The 18329-nt window shown below is 39.4% G+C and carries 16 protein-coding genes; 10 read left to right on the top strand and 6 right to left on the bottom strand.

Annotation, left to right across the window (positions count from 1 at the left end):
• Positions 1 to 8: 8 nt before the first annotated feature.
• The 5 genes from KHS79_RS12560 (at position 9) to KHS79_RS12540 (ending at position 9067) form a co-directional block, all read left to right on the top strand.
• Complete coding sequence (locus KHS79_RS12560) at positions 9 to 3089, top strand: MexW/MexI family multidrug efflux RND transporter permease subunit (protein WP_212719477.1); 3081 nt, start codon at positions 9 to 11, stop codon at positions 3087 to 3089.
• Between the two features lie 177 nt (positions 3090 to 3266).
• Positions 3267 to 4478: an EAL and HDOD domain-containing protein gene (locus KHS79_RS12555; RefSeq protein ID WP_094786764.1), complete on the top strand. Its 1212-nt coding sequence runs from the start codon at positions 3267 to 3269 to the stop codon at positions 4476 to 4478.
• Positions 4479 to 4657: 179 nt separating this feature from the next.
• On the top strand, positions 4658 to 5470 hold the full coding sequence (locus KHS79_RS12550; RefSeq protein ID WP_212719474.1) for a TatD family hydrolase: 813 nt from the start codon (positions 4658 to 4660) through the stop codon (positions 5468 to 5470).
• A gap of 758 nt (positions 5471 to 6228) precedes the next feature.
• Entirely contained in the window at positions 6229 to 8082 is a 1854-nt protein-coding gene (mep72, locus tag KHS79_RS12545) for a biofilm-associated metzincin protease Mep72 (protein WP_212719471.1), read from the top strand.
• Positions 8083 to 8335: 253 nt separating this feature from the next.
• On the top strand, positions 8336 to 9067 hold the full coding sequence (locus tag KHS79_RS12540) for a hypothetical protein (RefSeq protein ID WP_027709302.1): 732 nt from the start codon (positions 8336 to 8338) through the stop codon (positions 9065 to 9067).
• 112 nt (positions 9068 to 9179) lie between these two features.
• Here the strand turns inward: KHS79_RS12540 and KHS79_RS12535 are convergent, their stop codons facing one another.
• Both KHS79_RS12535 and KHS79_RS12530 read right to left on the bottom strand, forming a co-directional pair.
• Complete coding sequence (locus KHS79_RS12535) at positions 9180 to 9893, bottom strand: L,D-transpeptidase (RefSeq protein WP_027709301.1); 714 nt, start codon at positions 9891 to 9893, stop codon at positions 9180 to 9182.
• A gap of 93 nt (positions 9894 to 9986) precedes the next feature.
• Complete coding sequence (locus KHS79_RS12530; protein ID WP_212719468.1) at positions 9987 to 11189, bottom strand: GNAT family N-acetyltransferase; 1203 nt, start codon at positions 11187 to 11189, stop codon at positions 9987 to 9989.
• A gap of 226 nt (positions 11190 to 11415) precedes the next feature.
• Here KHS79_RS12530 and KHS79_RS12525 point away from each other — a divergent pair, with 226 nt between their 5' ends.
• Positions 11416 to 12102 carry a transporter substrate-binding domain-containing protein gene (locus KHS79_RS12525; protein ID WP_212719465.1) on the top strand — a complete coding sequence of 229 codons (687 nt, stop codon included), beginning with the start codon at positions 11416 to 11418 and terminating at the stop codon, positions 12100 to 12102.
• A gap of 30 nt (positions 12103 to 12132) precedes the next feature.
• Here KHS79_RS12525 and KHS79_RS12520 read toward each other — a convergent pair whose 3' ends face one another.
• On the bottom strand, positions 12133 to 12771 hold the full coding sequence (locus KHS79_RS12520) for a tetratricopeptide repeat protein (RefSeq protein ID WP_212719463.1): 639 nt from the start codon (positions 12769 to 12771) through the stop codon (positions 12133 to 12135).
• A 549-nt stretch (positions 12772 to 13320) separates the two neighbouring features.
• Here KHS79_RS12520 and KHS79_RS12515 point away from each other — a divergent pair.
• The 4 genes from KHS79_RS12515 (at position 13321) to KHS79_RS12500 (ending at position 17500) form a co-directional block, all read left to right on the top strand.
• Positions 13321 to 14175 carry a substrate-binding periplasmic protein gene (locus tag KHS79_RS12515; RefSeq protein WP_212719461.1) on the top strand — a complete coding sequence of 285 codons (855 nt, stop codon included), beginning with the start codon at positions 13321 to 13323 and terminating at the stop codon, positions 14173 to 14175.
• Between the two features lie 468 nt (positions 14176 to 14643).
• Positions 14644 to 15438 carry a substrate-binding periplasmic protein gene (locus tag KHS79_RS12510; protein ID WP_212719459.1) on the top strand — a complete coding sequence of 265 codons (795 nt, stop codon included), beginning with the start codon at positions 14644 to 14646 and terminating at the stop codon, positions 15436 to 15438.
• Positions 15439 to 15900: 462 nt separating this feature from the next.
• Complete coding sequence (locus KHS79_RS12505; protein ID WP_212719456.1) at positions 15901 to 16638, top strand: substrate-binding periplasmic protein; 738 nt, start codon at positions 15901 to 15903, stop codon at positions 16636 to 16638.
• A gap of 67 nt (positions 16639 to 16705) precedes the next feature.
• Positions 16706 to 17500 carry a substrate-binding periplasmic protein gene (locus KHS79_RS12500; RefSeq protein ID WP_212719454.1) on the top strand — a complete coding sequence of 265 codons (795 nt, stop codon included), beginning with the start codon at positions 16706 to 16708 and terminating at the stop codon, positions 17498 to 17500.
• A gap of 220 nt (positions 17501 to 17720) precedes the next feature.
• Here KHS79_RS12500 and KHS79_RS12495 read toward each other — a convergent pair whose 3' ends face one another.
• From KHS79_RS12495 to KHS79_RS12485, 3 genes are read right to left on the bottom strand one after another with little or no spacing between them, the layout of a single operon-like run.
• The gene (locus tag KHS79_RS12495; RefSeq protein WP_212719450.1) at positions 17721 to 17945 is read right to left on the bottom strand and encodes a hypothetical protein; all 225 of its coding nucleotides are present in this window, start codon (positions 17943 to 17945) and stop codon (positions 17721 to 17723) included.
• Positions 17930 to 18112, bottom strand: coding sequence for a hypothetical protein (locus tag KHS79_RS12490; RefSeq protein WP_212719446.1), 183 nt, complete (start codon positions 18110 to 18112; stop codon positions 17930 to 17932). Before KHS79_RS12490 ends, KHS79_RS12495 begins: the two co-directional genes overlap by 16 nt.
• On the bottom strand, positions 18103 to 18315 hold the full coding sequence (locus tag KHS79_RS12485; RefSeq protein ID WP_233468407.1) for a tail protein X: 213 nt from the start codon (positions 18313 to 18315) through the stop codon (positions 18103 to 18105). Before KHS79_RS12485 ends, KHS79_RS12490 begins: the two co-directional genes overlap by 10 nt.
• Positions 18316 to 18329: the final 14 nt, after the last annotated feature.

The raw sequence follows: 18329 nt of genomic DNA, 5'->3' as shown, positions 1-18329 counted from the left end.
GCTACGCCATGCATTTTACTGATGTTTTTATAAAACGACCGGTGCTGGCCACTGTCGTTAGTATGATGATTTTATTATTAGGGTTTAAAGCATTTGAAACCCTCAGCATTCGTCAATACCCTAAACTTGAGAATGCAGTGATTAGCATTACTACCACTTATGCAGGTGCCAGCAGTGATGTTATTCAGGGCTTTATTACTACCCCAATCCAACAGGCCATTGCCAGTGCTGAGGGGATTGATTACATCACTTCAAGCAGCCAGCAAAGCGTATCTTCAGTTAAAGCCAACCTTATTTTAGGTTATGACGCCAACGCTGCATTAACTGAAATAATGGCCAAAGTAGCTGAAGTTCAAAATGAACTGCCAGAAGATGCTGATAAGCCTGTGGTCGCCAAAGAGTCAGCAAGAGGCACCGCTTTGCTCTATATGAGTTTTTACAGCGAGGAAATGAATAACGAGCAAGTTACCGATTATCTCACACGTGTCGTACAACCCAAATTAGCTACCATTGAAGGTGTCGCTGAAGCAGAAATATTAGGTAAAAAAACCTTTGCCATGCGTATTTGGTTAGACCCAGTAAAAATGGCAGCTCATGGGATTACCAGTGAAGATATTAATCAAGCCATCCGCACCAATAACTTCCTGTCTGCTGCAGGCGAAACAAAAGGTGAGTTTATTGTTACAGGGGTTAATGCTAAAACAGATTTAACTTCACCTACAGCCTTTGGCAACATCGTTATTGCCAGCCGTGAAGATGCACTGGTACGTGTTAAAGACGTGGCACGAGTTGAACTATCGGCAGAAAGCTTTGATTCCTATGTTGCCTTTAATGGTATTCAGTCCGTCTATATGGCGATTAGCTCAACGCCTTCTGCCAATCCTCTGGAAGTCATTCAGCGGGTACGAAACAAACTACCTGAAGTCAAAAAACAACTGCCTTCTGCCTTAAAAGCAGATATTGTCTATGACGCCACTCGCTTTATTGAAGCGTCTATTAATGAGGTAGTCAAAACGCTGATCGAAGCAACGGTTATTGTTATTTTTGTTGTTTTCCTATTTTTAGGCGCGTTACGTTCAGTGATTATTCCGGTGGTAACCATCCCCTTATCCATGGTAGGTGTTTTATTTTTTATGCTGGTCATGGGTTACTCGATTAACCTACTTACCTTACTCGCCATGGTACTGGCAATTGGCTTAGTGGTAGATGATGCGATTGTCGTACTGGAAAATATTCACCGCCATATTGAAGAGGGATTAAGCCCCTATAAAGCAGCCATTTTAGGTGCTCGAGAAATTGCCATGCCTGTCGTTGCCATGACAATTACGTTGGCAGCAGTCTATGCACCTATTGGTTTCCTAGGAGGGCTTACGGGGAAATTATTTACAGAGTTTGCCTTCACGCTGGCAGGTGCTGTTATTATTTCAGGTATTATCGCCCTGACGCTATCCCCCATGATGTGCTCTAAGTTATTACAGGATGCCAGTCACGAAAGTAAATTAGCCGCTAAATTAGATAAACTCTTCGATAAACTTAAGCAGCGTTTTCAACGTTCATTGGCCAGTGTTTTACAGTACCGTGCCCCCACAGTGGTATTTGCAATTGTCATTTTGTGCAGTTTACCTGTCATGTTTTTATTTATTGAAAGTGAGCTTGCACCAAATGAAGATGAAGGCGTGGTGTTTATTTCTTCATCTTCCCCTCAATATGCCAATATCGATTATATGAATGCCTACACTAAACAGTTTGAGTCTATTTTTAACTCATTTCCCGAGTATGATAGCTCCTTTTTGGTCAATGGCATGGGCGGCGTGAATAATTCCATTGCCGGTATGATTCTCAAGCCTTGGGATGAGCGTGAACGCAGCCAGCTTGAAATACAGCCACAGTTACAACAAAAATTAAATGATATTGCTGGCTTACAAATCTTTTCATTCAATATGCCGCCACTACCTGGATCAGGTGATGGTTTACCCGTCCAGTTTATTGTCAATACGACGGCAGACTACCGAACACTGCATCAGGTTACAGAGCGGGTACTTGCTGAAGCGAGAAAAAGCGGCAAATTCATGATGATCACCAGTGACCTGAAATTCGATAAGCCAGAATGGCAAGTCTGGATTGATCGGGATAAAGCCGCCCGGCTAGGAATAAGTATGGCCGCTATAGGTAATGCCTTAGCAACCATGCTGGGTGAAGGTCGGGTCAACCGTTTTACCCTTGATGGACGCAGCTACAAAGTCATTCCTCAAGCCGAAGCCTTATCACGTATTGATCCAAGCTGGCTGAAGCGTTATTACGTCAGAAACCAGCAGAATGATCTGGTTCCTTTGAGTACAGTTATTTCCACTAAAAAAATCAGTAAGCCTAACCAGCTTAAACAATTCCAACAACTTAATGCTGCAACAATTCAGGGTATTGTCATGCCTGGTGTTGCCTTGGGTGATGCCCTGGCATTTCTGAATGAAACTGCAGATAAAGTCTTTCCCCAAGGCTTTGGTCGCGATTACTCGGGAGTATCTCGGCAGTTCATGCAAGAAGGCAGTGCTTTATTAATCACTTTTGTCTTTGCATTAATTGTGATTTATCTGGTTCTCGCTGCACAGTTTGAAAGCTTTCGCGATCCTTTCGTGGTACTGATCAGCGTGCCCATGTCAATCTTTGGTGCACTGGTTCCGCTATTCTTAGGAGTCAGTACTATGAATATTTACACCCAAATTGGCTTGGTGACACTTATTGGACTGATCAGCAAACACGGTATTCTGATTGTTGAATTTGCGAATCAATTGCAAAAAGAGCGAGGATACAGTGTTCAACAGGCTGTACTGGAAGCGACCGCCATCCGGTTACGGCCGGTGCTTATGACCACAGGTGCAATGGTTCTTGGTGTTGTGCCACTGGTTCTGGCTGATGGGGCTGGAGCCATTAGTCGCTTCAATATTGGCTTAGTGATAGCTACGGGTATGACGGTTGGTACTCTATTCACCTTATACATTGTCCCTACGATGTATACCTTCTTTGCAAGAAAGCATCAGGAAGACACAGAGGTGGATGAACTAGTCGCGCAACCAGCTCATCATTCATCATAGGCTCAACGTCAAACTTCACTAATAGGCGATCACTATGCCTGTTAGTGAAGCCCTCTTTATTGTCTCCACCTTTCCCTGCATAGCCCGCTAGCTTCTTAGCCTACCCAAGCTAGCCTCCTTCAACTAGACTAGAGAAAGATCAAGGAAGCCCCAATAGCTTAATTTTTATTAAAAATCATGGCTGAAAAAACAATTCTATTGGCTCGTCAACCCATCTTTGACACACAGAAAAAAGTCAAAGCCTATGAGTTACTGTTTAGAGATCAAAATGACTATCAAGCCATTTTTGAAGATGGGGATGCCGCCACTTCAAACCTGTTGGATAATGTTATTGGCTCTTTACAGTTAGATGAAGTTATTGGTGAGGTTCCTGCCTATATCAACTTCACTCATCAACTTTTGTTCAACCCACCAGCACTTGATAAAAGCCGTTTTGTCATTGAGGTGCTAGAAGATATTATCTTTGACGAGCAAACTGTTGCTGCCGTAAAACAGCTTCATAATGATGGTTACACCATTGCCCTTGATGACTATCAGCACAGTGAAGATAAACCTTCCGTCCTACCCTATGTTGATATTGTAAAAATTGATGTACTGGATACCCCCAAAGAAGATATTCCCCAGCTCTTGGCTGAATTAAAAGCGTTTAATGTAAAAACCCTGGCAGAAAAGGTTGAAACTTACGGTATGCTTAGCTTTTGCCGAGATGCTGGCTTTGATTTATTCCAAGGATATTTTTTATGTAAGCCAGAACAAATTCACGGTCACCGGCTTGAGTCCAACAAAGCGATCGTGATGCAGCTATTAGCTAAACTGCAAAATCCTGATGTAGAGGTATCAGAGTTAGAGTCCATTATCGATAAAGATCCTACCATTGCGATCAAAATCTTAAGGCTTGTCAACTCAGCCTATTATCGCCGTACAAGAACCGTTGAAAGTATTAAGCAAGCCATCACCATGTTGGGGATTACTCAAATACGCAACCTGGTCATCATGCTTAAACTTAGTACACTGGTCGATAAACCTAACGAGCTTATTGTGCTGGCTCTGCAGCGAGCGTTAATGTGTCAGCTTATGTCACGACACATTAAAGGCTGTGATCCTTCACAGTATTTTCTCGTCGGTTTGCTATCAATGCTTGATGCTTTTTTTGATCAAACATTAGAAAGTGTTTTATCCAGTCTCGCCCTACCCACTGAACATATCGACGCAGCCTTACACTTTAAAGGCACCATGGGGTTTATCTTATCAACCACCATATTATACGAGCAGGCGGCCTGGCAAAAAATAAACTGGGGACGGCTACTTCAACTTAACATTAGCGATTTTATTGTGCGTGATGCCTACCTTGCCAGCTTAAGTGCTGCACACCAACTACAAAAGCTGTAAGCTTATTCTTCATTATATTGATGCACTTTACATGTGGGATTGGCTGAAATTAACCCATATCTTTAAGCGTACAAAATAAGTCAGCCATAAACATTCGTACAAAAGCTTTTATAAAAAGAGCCTTCGTATAAAAATGCCCGCATGTAAAGTTTCTTAATACAAAAGAGGTCTTTTCAACTGTGGAAGCATCATCACCTACTTTGATTGATATTGGTGTCAACCTTGCGGATAAATCTTTTAATAACGATAGAGAGGATGTCCTCTCAAGAGCAAAACAAGCTGGTGTGAATACGCTGATTATTACAGGCACTTCAGTCAATGGCAGTGAGAAAGCCCTAGAGCTTGCCAACCAATATGATGATGTATGTTTCGCCACTGTAGGCATTCACCCACACGATGCAAAACAGGCCAACGCTCAAAGCATGGATCAACTGCGCTCACTGGCAATGGATAAAAAAGCAGTTGCTTTGGGGGAGATGGGATTGGATTTTAACCGTGACTTTTCTCCCCGCCCTCAACAAGAAAAAGTATTTATTCAACAACTAGAGCTTGCCTGTGAATTAAAACTGCCTGTTTTTTTACACGAGCGAGATGCTGATCAGAGAATGCAAGCCATTCTTAAAGATTATCGAGATTACCTTACTAATGCTGTGATTCATTGTTTTACTGGACATAAGCAGGCCTTGTATAACTACTTGGACTTAGATTTACATATTGGTTTAACTGGCTGGATTTGTGATGAACGCCGAGGGCAACACCTACTGGAGCTTATACCCAGCATTCCTAGCAATCGGCTGATGGTTGAAACGGATGCACCTTACCTTTTGCCCAGAACACTTTCTCCCAAACCAAAATCCCGACGTAACGAACCCGCATTTTTACCTGAAGTCATAAAAGCCATTGCTGACTGCCAGCACGTTGGTTATCAAATAATAGCTAACCAAACCAGGCACGTCGCAGAGTCTTTTTTTCAGCTGCCGACCGCCCACTAAATCAGACCTTTATCTTCTAATTGTTATTTGGAGAAACTTTTTACGTTTCTCCTTTTTTATTTTTCGCAGCGTATTTTCAGACAAAAACTATTTTCTATTACCTTTTGCTATTAATTAAAATCAATTCCAAACCAACCAATAAATTTGATTAGGGCCTGTTAACACTATTTGAATCACCACTGCCTTAGACTATTTTTTCGCCTAGCAAGGCACAAGGAATGCCGTGTAGTCATTCTACATAAATGACTTGTAACACTGCTAGGCGGAAAAATAATCACGGCCCGAAGGGTTATGACGGTAAAAGCACTACTCGTTGTTGCTCATTGTTCATTTAGAATAACTAAACTTCACTCTTCGCGCCTAGATTAGTGCTTTTACCGTCATAACAGTGATATTCAAATAGTGTTAACAGGCCCTAGCACAGAATGACTAAAGGGCACCTCTAAATCAATCACCATCATCAACGCAACTAATATCTCACTATAAATAAGATAAGAAATACATATTTTTAGTTAACCGTTTATCTTTATTACATTGATTTACTTCACGAACAAAGTTTTTTTGTGACAAACTTCAAGTCATACTTATGTTTCATTGAGGTAAATTTCTCTCCCACAACTCAGCGTCAATAAATTAAAAAAAGGCACTATTGCCAACACAACCATTAAATCCTACGCACCAAATATATGGTTTTGTTTTTTTAAAATTAAAAAACAAAATCACATTAGCGACGTTAGATTAGGGAAAAGAGGATAGTTATGAACGCACTTGGTAAGGCACTGCTAAGTCCAGTGGCTTTTGCTGTAGCATCTGTATCAACCGTTGCTATTGCAGAGCCTGTTGTCATTGATGTAATGGCCGTATACACCGCCAATACTGCAAATAAAAACGATATGGCTGCCCGGCTCAACGCCTTTGTTGAGTATGCCAACCAAAGCTATATCAACAGTAAAATTAATATGCGGTTACGCTTAGTACACCATAGCGCCTTGCCTGCTAGTGAAGGTTTTGGCGACGTTATCGGTGATGGTGACCTGGAGAAATTAAAAAACAGCGAATATGTTGCCTCACTTCGTGCTCAATACGGTGCTGACTTTGTCTCTCTAGTTGGCCCTGCATCTGGTTACTGTGGCTTAGGTTATGTCGCTCAAGGCGATGAAAAAACCAATAAGCTTTATAGCTATGCCAAATCTTATGCTTTCAACTGGGTAAATATTCAATGTACCAGCTCTTATGCCCACGAATTAGGTCATAACATGAGTCTTAGCCACTCTTATGCACAAGGTAGCAAAGGTGGTGTTTACGACTGGGCACGCGGCCACGGTGAAAATAATATTTTTGTTACAACTATGGCCTACCAGTCAGCTTACTCCAGCGGTAGCTATGTACCCCGTTTACAGTATTTTTCTAATCCCGATGTTTATGCATGTAAAGGCTTAGCCTGTGGTAAACCCATCACAGACAGTAAAGCCGCAAACGCTGCAGAAGCACTTAACCGTCTAGCTGTTCAGCTGGCTGACTTTATGCCAACCAAAGTGGTTGATGAAACAACTTCGACAACTACAGAAACAACAACTGAAACCACTTCAGAGACAAAAACAGAAACAACCAAAGAAACGACTACTGAAACAACCACAACACAAACAACCGTTACCAAAACAGCCTGTAAAAAGCAGCCTGTTACTGATAACTTTGTTAAAGATGGCGACTTTAATGAAAATACTACCCACTACTGGGGAACTACCTATGGTGGTCAATTAGAGGTTGCTGAAATCACTCACGACTGTATTGATAATGTCTTACGTGCCAGCAATGGTCGATACAGTAATGGTGCTTATCAACCTATTGAAGGTTTAGAGCTTAATACTAACTACGACTTTTCAGCTAAAGTCAAAATTGATAGCGCTAACAATGTACGTCGAGATGTTCAGATCTTTTTAGTAATACCTGGTCAGCGTTATAAAACGATTAAAGTAGCATCTGTTACAGACCAGGAATTTACGGTTATTTCTGAGCGGATTAATGTTGAAAAAACCTCAACATTAACAGAGTTAAAGACAGCTTATTTATTCATTCACACACCTTATAATGATGCTGGACTGCTGATAGACGAAGTTAAGTTGACCAAGTCTAGTGAGCAGCCTAAACCTGTTGTTCCTACCTCATTACTCTACAGTAACTTTGAAAATGGTTTACAGAGTTGGGGCGCGGCTTTCCGAAGCTCAATTCAGTTGGCACCGATTTCGGCAGGAGAAGGCTCTTACAGCTTAGCCGTTACCTACCGCCCTTACTGGTACTCTGGCGCACTGTACGATGTCAAAGGTATCATTAAATCAGGCAAAACTTACACAGTATCTGCAGACTTCCGACTTGATTCGGCCGCTACAGGTACTCAATATGCTGATATGAGGTTGTACTACATCGACGATGCTGGCCATCACTGGGTTGTTATCAAACGTCAACCAACAGCTGCCGGTCAATGGCAAGCTATTAGTGGCGACATTTCGTTCAAACCCGTAGGCCAAATTCGCTACGAAAAACTCTTCTTCTTTGGACCTAAATCCGGTATTAAATTTAATATCGATAATGTCAAAGTCTTAGAGAAGCAATAAGCGTATAAAAAGGGGCATATAATGCCCCTTTTTATATAACCAATAAAATTCAAATACTGAAAAATTATTTTACGCTATAAATCTAAAAATTATTTACTGTTATATTCGACTATACTGTTTTCAAGTATCTTTTAAATAGCAGTAGGCGAAGCACTCTTTACCGATTTAATTAAACTAAGCTCACCTGTTTCTGCACACCACATAGAAAAGAAAAGCTACCCATAAAGATTTTCATCGTTTTAGAGGTGCTACCATGACCAAGCATTTAACCACCGCCGTTGTTGCCTTAATTGTTGGAGCAATTGCCGTTATCATTTTTTATCAACCCAGTGACGACGGAGCAATCCCTAAACCTGTTGCTCAAACACCAGAACCGAAAGAACAAACCACACAATCATCACAAACACAGCCATCACAAACTCCAGCATCAGAGCAAATTACGGCTGCAGCAACAACACCTGAACAAAATTTAAAAGATCAAAAACCCATTAATGTCGCGGAAATAGATGCAGCACTCATGCAAAAAGGTTCAGTTGATTACGGTCCCATAAAGGCCTGGGAACTTGACGAGCAAAATCCTATTGTTGAAGAAAATGGGTTACACGTTGCTCATGCGCAAATAAATACAGGCGTGATTGAAAACTTTGCTGTTGGCCAAACGCTTTCTTTACCATTGCCCCATATTAACGATGTGGTTGATATGAAGCTCACCAGTACACGAAATGCTATTGATGATGTAAATGTTTGGACTGGCCAAAAAGTGAACGGAGAAAGTTTTGAAACCGTTTCTATCAGTCGTGGCTCTCAACAAACCTATATGACCGTTGCCACTGCTGCAGGTGTGTATACTGTGACAATAGATAACATATCAGGCAATACTACGATTATTGATGACTCAGAAATAACTTACCTGAATTCCCAAAAAGGCACAGATGCGGTAACTCCACCCTCAATAGAGGAAGTCCCTCCTGAAAATCCAAGCTAGGGCCTGTTAACACTATTTGAATATCACTGTTATGACAGTAAAAGCACTAATACAATCAGCACCCAGAATAAAAAAAAGCCAGCTTATCCGCTGGCCTTTTTTTATCTTCTTATTAAGAACGCTCGACAATGACCCTTGTTCCTCCAAGCGGAGATGATGGTAAATCTACAAATTCCTGGTTAATCCACCGAGCATCTTCAGGAAATAAGCGAACACAACCATGACTTGCATTGTATCCTGGTACATAAGGTGAGCCATGAAGTGCAAAGCCACGGAAAAAGAACATACAGTAAGGCATTGGCGCCCCACCTTTTCCTAAAGGATACTTGGAAGATTTACAACGAGAACCTAATTTACGCTGTATTGAATAAGTTCCTGTCACTGTTCGACAAGGACGTTTTACATCAGGGCACCAGTCTTTACCTCCTGACAGAGGTCCCCAGTGGACTAAACTTCCTCCCTCATCATAAGCTCCCCAGGCTAATACATCTAAATTAACCACAATCATTTTTTCGCCTGAATCGGGAATTTGAGCTTTAAATGGTGAAATATCCATGAGTGTCATTGAATGAAGCTCATTCGGAACGGCAAGTTTCATTCCTGGGCGCAGTCTTACATTCATTCGGTTAAACCGCTGAATTAAATCTCGCCGCGTCGAATCAGGAAAAAGAGAGTGCCAGCTGTCACCTCGTTTTACACGGTAGCAGGTAATCGTTTCATACTCGCAAAACCGCTCTCCATAGTGTGACTTACTGGCAAATAATGGCGTAGTACACAACTGTGCTGTAATAAGCACTGCCAATGAACCTACATAATTCTTATTCATGACAGTAAACCTTTACTTACAACTAAATTTACTACTTAGTAGAACTTAATTTTAATATTATAGATCATTCATTTTATTCTTTTTAAAATAAAACTATCCTTCACTTTTTTTTAACGCATTGCGTTCAGGTGCCTCTTCACAAGGAATCACTCGGAATAATTTTCGCACAATAAAATTTACCGTAGGTAACCTGTGCCGCGCCCAGACATAGGTTGAAAATGGCTTAGCGCCTAAACCTGTTTTTGGTTCCGATGCCGTTCGTCCAAAAGATATAACCTGACACCCCATACTAATTCCGTGTTCAATCACCAATTGCAATAACCGGAAATAAATAGGAAAGGTTTGGTTAGTTTGTTCATCAAAACCGACATAATAACCTTTAGCAATATCTCCATCTTTGATCGTCGAAACAAAGCCTACAATTTCATTATCATGTTTAACTATTGAGCAGCAAAATCCCTTGCCTAAGGCGCTAGCTAAGGCCGAGAAGTAACCTTGTGGTAATGTTGCAGGCCTTACCTCCGCCCGCTCTTCTACTTGTAAATACAAGCGATGGATAATAGCCTCATAAGGGGCTAAATCTGTAACACGCTCATCTGTAATATTGGTCTGCTGTAAGTTTTTTATGACTTTTCTAATTCTGTTACGATACTTTGAGGTCAGTAGCTGCAAATAATCGTCAAATGAATCACAACGTTTTGGTAGATGTAGCACCATATCCGGATCTGTTTGTATCTTTCGATAACTGTAGCGCTCCATTACCATTGAATCATCCAATTCACCTTTATTAAGATCCTTTATTAACACAAAATTAACAGAGCCATTTATCTTCTCACCACGGCGAATACGATACATCAGTTCTGCAGCAATTCGCCATCCTTGCTCAACAGGTAGCTCATCACTAAGAGCTACACCATGCAAACCATTAGATACCAGATTTCCACACACTAATACACGCTCTTGATAGCGCTTAACCACTTTTTCCTTCAGTTTTTTATCAGGTAATACCAATTGTTCCCCACTAATGACCGCAAGCTGAAAAACAAATGCAGCAATGGGCTTTCCATTCTGATAAGCTAACGCGTAACGTTGCTCTGTATTTTTTGGACTATGAGCATCCAATACTTGTAAATACGCCAAACTCATAAATACTGTTTTATTTTTCGTTAGTTCACTCCAATCATCTTTATTTAAAAAATTGATGTTATCAGCGATAACATATTGGTACCCTAGTGACGTATATCTTTCCTTATGCCTTAATTTTTTATCCTTCAAAAGACGGAGTGCGTCCTTCATATTGCTTCCTTCTGAAAATGGCTATCATGTCAGCAGTATAAGCATAGTTTTTATTACGAAGCTAGCCTGGCATATCGTGAGGGATCTAAATTAAACAAAAACACTTAGCACTCCAAAGGAGTCTACACTAATAGTTAATAGTCGCACTCATCAATGTGTAACCAAAATGAAACTATTATGCTTAGTGAAACATTTACTCACGCTGCTTATTATATCGTCATCGCATGTGAGCGCAGCAAATGAATCAAATACCATCGTCTTAACTGTGATGGATTATCCCCCTTACCATAGTCTAAGTATGGAGCAGTTCGGGCCTATTCCTCGTATTATCTCTGCAGCTATCAGTCTTTCAGGTTACTCTCTTGAACTCAAATTTGTACCATGGAACAGAGCGATTGAAGAAGCCAAAACAGGGGAACAAGTAGATGGCATAATGGGAGTTTGGTATTCAGAAGAGCGGACTAAATATTTTTTATACTCTGACCCAGTAATGACTAATAAATGGTCTCTTATTAAAAAGAATGGGACAGCAATTGATCTTGCATCAAGTAACTATCGTCTTGGTACAGTAAGAGGCTATTACATTCCCGAGTCTGTCAAAAACAAGGGGTATGATATTGAGCTCGTTGCAGATGACGAAAAGAATTTACAAAAGCTTTTTTCAGGCCGTATTCAACTTACCCTCTTAGATGAAAACTACCTAAACTATTTAATTAGAGTAAAGCACCACCGTTATAAAGATGCTTTTACTATCATCAAACCACCAGTTGCAATGATGACTCAATATATTGCTATATCAAAAAAAACAGTGGACCCCGAGCAAAAAATTTTAGTCATCAATCACGGACTGAAAAAAATAAAGTCGTCAGGTACTTTTGACAAAATCATTAAACAAGAGAGTATTAACAACTAAGATTAATACTCCTTTTTATCAGTAGTTTTATCACGCAATTTTTTTCATTCTGAGCTTATCAAGCTGTCGACTGCGCATTTTTCTCAGCAGTTCTTCAGCAGGCAAGAAGTCTTTTTCAGCCGATTGTGTTAACAAACAAATCGCTTCACTATGAGCATTCTCATCACCAAGTTTGCCAATTAGCATTAAACTTGCCAGTGTGTACATGGCTTCTGTATGCCCTTGTCCTGCCGCCTTCTGTAACCAGTAAATCCCATCGCTACTTGGCGCTGCCGAGTTTGCTTTGTAAATTTTCCATAAAGTAAATTGAGCTACTGTATGCCCTGCTGTAGCAAGCTCATGAAACAATTCTATTGCTTGTTGATTATCCTGACGAACCCCATCACCGTAGAAGTACATATACGCTAACTTGAGTTTCCACTCTTCTTTACCCACCTGAGCTAAACGCTTAACAGCTCTTATATAACGAGTCCTGAAAGCTTCCGCTTTTTCAACATCAATAGATACACCATCACCATTTTTATAAATAAAATATAAGTACTGAAAAACTTCAGGAATATTATCAGATTCAGCTAACAGTAAAAACTTACTAATAGCCTCATCCATAAAATCTAATTCATACGCCTTGATCGCATCCTGAAGGAGTATTGTCTGTTGATTACTACGCATACTTAATCTATCTCTTCTAATGAACAAACCTTCATAACGCAAGGAACACTATCCCAGAGGCACATCTCACGATGAGACTTTGGCTATTTCATTCAATAATTAACCAGCAGGGCCAGAACAAGGCGCAGATTTTAGCTAGACACGACTAAATCGATCGTGACACACATCACATCAATAAAGATAAATCGATTACCCTTCTATGCTAATTTGCTATAGAAGATACAGAAGCAGTAACGAAAACACTTTGCTTGTAAGCAACCATTTACTTTTCCTAGCGCAACGGAGGTTGCAGTTAAATGTTCCACAGCATTAGCCCCCTACATGGCACTAACACATGACATCCATACCATCTTGCATTCTCACCATCACTATTGCTCAAGAGCGATAATCTAGATGCTCTGTATGGTGCAACAAACCATACCTATGTGTAGAGAACACACTAGAACAGATTTGCTAGTCCGTCAGGATAAACGTTATGGATAATGCACATAAAATTTGTTGGTGAAGGGTATACATTTAAATATATAACTTTTTTATGGGAAACTTTACATGCTTGCTATCGACTTTCATGCGACTAAATGGGTAGTAACTACAGGATTTCTGTTATTACTTTCAATTTCAGTATCCTATGCCCAAAATAACACCATCGTCCTCGCAGCTGAAGACTGGAATCCTTATGTAAATCAAAATGATAAGGACTACGGATTTATCTGTAAAGTAATTACTCATGCGTTTGCCAAAGTGGGCATTCATGTTGAATATCACTTTGTAGCATGGGCTAGAGCTTTAGAGATGGCCCAAAAAGGGACTATTGATGGCACTTTTCTATGGTATAAAACACCAGAAAGAACCCCTTACTTTCACTTTAGTAAAGAGCCTCTCGTTAAAACATCTGTAGTTTTTTTCCACCATAAAGACCTCAGTTTCGACTGGGAAACGTTGGAGGATATTACACAATACAAAATCGGAGCACCAATTGGATCTTATATATCGTCTAAGTTTACCAGGTATGAAAAAAGTGGTTTGCTTACAGTCCAACGGCTGCCCTCAGATATTATTATTTTTAAAATGCTTTTAAAAAACCGAATAGATATTTTTCCCCATGACTATATTGTTGGCTATCATGAGCTATCTAATTTCCTTTCTGAAGAGGCCATTAACAATATTACCAGCCACCCGAAACCTCTAGTAGAAAGAAATACTTATTTACTCATTAGTAAAAAGAAGCATAAAAACACTGAGCTTATAAATTTGTTTAATAAAGGTTTTTCCGAGCTAAAAGAAAGTGGAGAGTATGACCAGTTTCTTGAAGCAGTTATGAATAAGAATAACAACAATCAATTTAGTATTTTTGATCATGTTAAGCACTATATTCTACCTATACTCACAACGAAGGATTTTTAGCGGGGCTAGTCTGGTCTGTTATGACAAGCACTAACAAAGCCGTCAAACAGTGAAGCCTCTGGGTAAGCTTTGCAGTTAAACTAGCAATAGCGACTTTAAGTAATATAAAAGTGCTAATGGGTGCTTATGTTAGTAAGTAAATGAAGAAACAGTTAAATGCTCTACGACAATGGTTCCTTCCTTGCTCTACTATATGACATCCAAACCATTATGCATTAATTGCATTCCCACTATTCTTAGCAACCAAAAGCACTGTCCCCTAATAATGTGTTGAGAACACATTAAACAGCTTCACCGGTCTGTTAGAGTAAGCAATGAGTAGCGCCCATGAAATTGACTTGCAAAGGTATATAATAAGCAAGTAACAGTAATACCTTAGCTTAATCATTACTCATTAATTAGGTATGCTATAGTAAGGCTAATATTAAACAGCCCAAAAAGCTTCCTGGTTTAGTTAGAAAAATTATAATGAAAAATTTCTTTAGACCCACTATCTATATAGTAGCTGCTACAATATCTCTATTTTTTTGTTTACTATTGTCGTCCATTGGTTATGGCAAAACTATTACCCTAGCAGCAGAAAACTGGCAACCTTATGTCTTCAAGCAAGATAAACATAATGGTTTTGCCTGTCGCGTTATAAGTAAAGCTTTTGAAAAAGTGGGTGTTTCCGTCGAGTATCACTTTACTAACTGGGCAAGAGCACTAGAAATGGCTAAGGATGGAACTATAGATGGCACTTTTTTATGGTATAAAACCGCAGAAAGAGAACCATTTTTTTACTTTAGCGAAGCTCCTATACTTACAATATCTGTAGTCTTTTTTCATCGTAAAAATATGCTATTTAACTGGGATACATTAGATAATACGAAGAGTTACCTTATTGGAGCACCAATAGGGTCCCATATATCAGACGAATTTGAGAGGTACGATAAATCTGGATTGATTAACGTAAAACGCATTAGTTCAGATATCACCTTATTTAGAATGCTTATTCGAAGCAGAATCGACCTCTTCCCCCACGATTTTTTTGTAGGGTATAGCCAGCTAAATAATAGTTTCTCTGATGATTTTTCTAGGGTTATTACCAACCACCCAAAACCACTGACAGAGAGGCCATCCTACCTTTTGCTTTCCAAGAAAAATCCTGAAAATAGAAAAATCATTAAATTATTTGACAAAGGTTTTTCTCAACTTATGGAAAGTGGTGAATACGATCAATTCTTAGATGAAGTTCTCACCAAAAAGCAACCAACGCCTTAACCTGAACTTTTGCCATTACCCGCAAAAGTATCATTATATTTCCCTCTTATAAGTGGTTTTTTGCATGCTTTATCGTTCTTCTCATACTCATATTCTACGACACAAGGACCTGGAGCATATGCCTGCTTTTGTTGACTTTTTTATTATAAACTGTCTCTAACCTTATTTTTTATCAACTCCACTCATTAAATGTAAAGTTAAAATAGCAAATCATTATGGAATAATTATTTATCAAGCGCATCCAACTATGGTAACTTTTTTTCAAATGGGCGTTTGATGTAACTACAGATAAAGTTTAAGCGCCTAACTTAACAACAAGACGGGTTTGCTTATATGTTTACTATCTTCACTCATGGAATAAAGCGGATAGTAACTATAGGACTTTTTGTATTTCTGCTAGCCATAATCCCAGCAGCCCAAAGTAAAACGATCACTCTAGCTGCAGATAATTGGGAGCCCTACGTGCTTAAAGAGGAGCAGGAACATGGTATTATCAGTGAAGTGATTACTCGAGCATTTGCTAACGTTGGCATCAATGTTGACTACCACTTTGTACCTTGGGCTAGGGCATTAGACATGGCCAAAAAAGGGGCTGTTGAGGGTACTTTTTTGTGGTACAAAACTCCTGAACGGATGCCTTTCTTTTACTTTAGTGATGAGCCACTAGTAAAATTTTCCGTCGTTTTTTTTCATCATAAAGATCTTAAATTTAACTGGGAATCACTGGATGATTTAACCGAGTATAAAATAGGAGCCCCTATAGGGTCTTATGTTTCCACAAAATTCGCTGAATATGAAAAGAATGGCGTGCTCAACATACAACGTTTCCCTTCTGATCTTATCTTATTTAAGATGTTAATAAAAAACAGAATAGATATTTTTCCTCAAGACATCATCGTTGGTTACCAAGAACTCAATAACCATTTTTCTGATATAGCCAAACAGTATATAACGAACCACCCGAAACCCTTAACACAAAGGGATGCTTACTTATTAATTAGCAAAAGCAACCCTAAAAACAAAAAGTTAATGGCTATGTTTAACAAAGGCTTTTCTGAACTTAAACAAAGCGGTGAGTATAGCCAACTATTTAAGACTGCCATAAAAAATAGTAATAAAAAATTTGATATTTCAAGCCAACGTGAACTCTACACTAGAGTGCTCACTGAGAACCCATCTGTGAACTCTCCAAAAGAATAATCATTCAATATCCCTCTATACTATAGTTAGCTAATGTTAAAATATTACTTTAATTCGAGCATAGGCTATGACACAAACCAACTACATCATAATACATAAAGTCATCGCTATATTATGCCTGCTACTCTCATTAGTAATATCCCCACCCGCACTCAACAACACCATTGTGCTAACTGCAGAAGACTGGCAACCTTATGTCAATCAATCTGCTGAACATCATGGATTTGCTTGTCGCATTATTAGCAAAGCATTTGAAAAAGTAGGCATATCTGTTAAGTATCATTTTACTAAATGGGCGAGAGCATTAGACATGGCGAAAAAAGGAACCGTTGATGGTTCCTTTTTATGGTATAAAACCCCGGAAAGAGAATCTTTTTTTTACTATAGTGAAAAACCCATTCTCACATTATCCGTCGTTTTTTTTCATCGTAAAAGCATGTCGTTTGATTGGGAAACATTAGAGGATACTCAAGGACTCATTATTGGAGCTGCAATAGGATCACATATCTCTGATGAGTTTGATAGATATGAAAAAGAAGGATTAATTAATGTACAACGTATTAATTCACATACCACACTATTTAAGATGTTAAAAATGGGAAGAATTGACCTACAGCCTCATGAGTTTATTGTAGGTTATAACCAACTTGTTAATGATTTGCCTGCAGAATACGCTAAGGGAATCATTAACCATCCCAAGCCACTTACTGAGCGATCATCTTATCTCATACTCACTAAAAAAAATCCTAAAAACAAAAAAATTATCAAACTATTTGATAAAGGTTTTTCTGCATTAGTTAGCAGCGGTGAGTATGATACTTTTTTGGATGATGTCATAAGCAGAAAGCCCACAACCCCATAAATAAATCCATACTAATTTTTAAAAATTGCGTTATTAAAAATAATACAACATACCTTGCAGATTCATTATTGCATGACAACCCTGCTAGTGCCTTTAAAACAAAAATTGTAGCTATCCTAACCCTACAATGGGAAGCAAGGACTGCCATACATTCAAGAAACGGTAATTGATCTACCCTGCCCTCGTTTTACAAATAACAAATAATTACCTGCAGGCTTAGCTATCGCTCCCACTTCCTTGTCCAAGCGGATAAAATGTGTAAATCACTTTCTTCAGTTTGGTTCACCACCGAATAGGTGATGTGTTGATACTCTTCGCTGACGCGGGGTATTAACTGATAACGCGCCGCAATGCTTTTTACAATATCCGTTAATAAAAACTCAGGAGCCGCTTGTCCTGGATGCTGCCAGGTTTTTGTGTTAGGGGCTTTCATTTCTTTGCGCATGTAGAGGGCAACACAATCTGGTGATCACGGTCATCTAACTGGATAGAAACCATATCAGAATCAAAACCTGCACAATCAACCACCTGCAGATTTAATAACCGGGATTTAATCTGCTGAGTAATATCGGTGTTATTCGCAACTATGTTAAACCAGGGTGTTAATCCCATAGTTTCACCTGTGGTTTCATTGGTTGATTAGGTATTTCAGGTAAATTAATGATCGTTCCTGAAGGTAAAATCGTAGGCAATTTAGCCAAGCCAGGATTCGCTTCAAGTATATGCTCTACGACAGCTTCGGTATAACCATAATACCGCCAGGCTATTTCATCCATCGTTTGCCCCTGGGTTGTTCGATAACGGTGCATCATCATCCCCATAGCGACTT

The sequence above is a fragment of the Zooshikella ganghwensis genome, from assembly GCF_018263875.1.
Taxonomy (GTDB): domain Bacteria; phylum Pseudomonadota; class Gammaproteobacteria; order Pseudomonadales; family Zooshikellaceae; genus Zooshikella; species Zooshikella ganghwensis.
The sequence above is the reverse complement of the archived record's forward strand: the minus strand, read 5'-3'. Positions and strand labels throughout refer to the sequence as shown.

Coding starts and splice junctions, on each gene's coding strand:
- KHS79_RS12495 (WP_212719450.1), bottom strand. CDS start 17,945: ATGCGCAAAGAAATGAAAGCCCCTAACACAAAAACCTGGCAGCATCCA.
- KHS79_RS12485 (WP_233468407.1), bottom strand. CDS start 18,315: ATGATGATGCACCGTTATCGAACAACCCAGGGGCAAACGATGGATGAA.
- KHS79_RS12510 (WP_212719459.1), top strand. CDS start 14,644: ATGAAAAATTTCTTTAGACCCACTATCTATATAGTAGCTGCTACAATA.
- KHS79_RS12535 (WP_027709301.1), bottom strand. CDS start 9,893: ATGAATAAGAATTATGTAGGTTCATTGGCAGTGCTTATTACAGCACAG.
- KHS79_RS12500 (WP_212719454.1), top strand. CDS start 16,706: ATGACACAAACCAACTACATCATAATACATAAAGTCATCGCTATATTA.
- KHS79_RS12530 (WP_212719468.1), bottom strand. CDS start 11,189: ATGAAGGACGCACTCCGTCTTTTGAAGGATAAAAAATTAAGGCATAAG.
- KHS79_RS12540 (WP_027709302.1), top strand. CDS start 8,336: ATGACCAAGCATTTAACCACCGCCGTTGTTGCCTTAATTGTTGGAGCA.
- KHS79_RS12515 (WP_212719461.1), top strand. CDS start 13,321: ATGCTTGCTATCGACTTTCATGCGACTAAATGGGTAGTAACTACAGGA.
- KHS79_RS12555 (WP_094786764.1), top strand. CDS start 3,267: ATGGCTGAAAAAACAATTCTATTGGCTCGTCAACCCATCTTTGACACA.
- KHS79_RS12520 (WP_212719463.1), bottom strand. CDS start 12,771: ATGCGTAGTAATCAACAGACAATACTCCTTCAGGATGCGATCAAGGCG.
- mep72 (WP_212719471.1), top strand. CDS start 6,229: ATGAACGCACTTGGTAAGGCACTGCTAAGTCCAGTGGCTTTTGCTGTA.
- KHS79_RS12560 (WP_212719477.1), top strand. CDS start 9: ATGCATTTTACTGATGTTTTTATAAAACGACCGGTGCTGGCCACTGTC.
- KHS79_RS12490 (WP_212719446.1), bottom strand. CDS start 18,112: ATGGGATTAACACCCTGGTTTAACATAGTTGCGAATAACACCGATATT.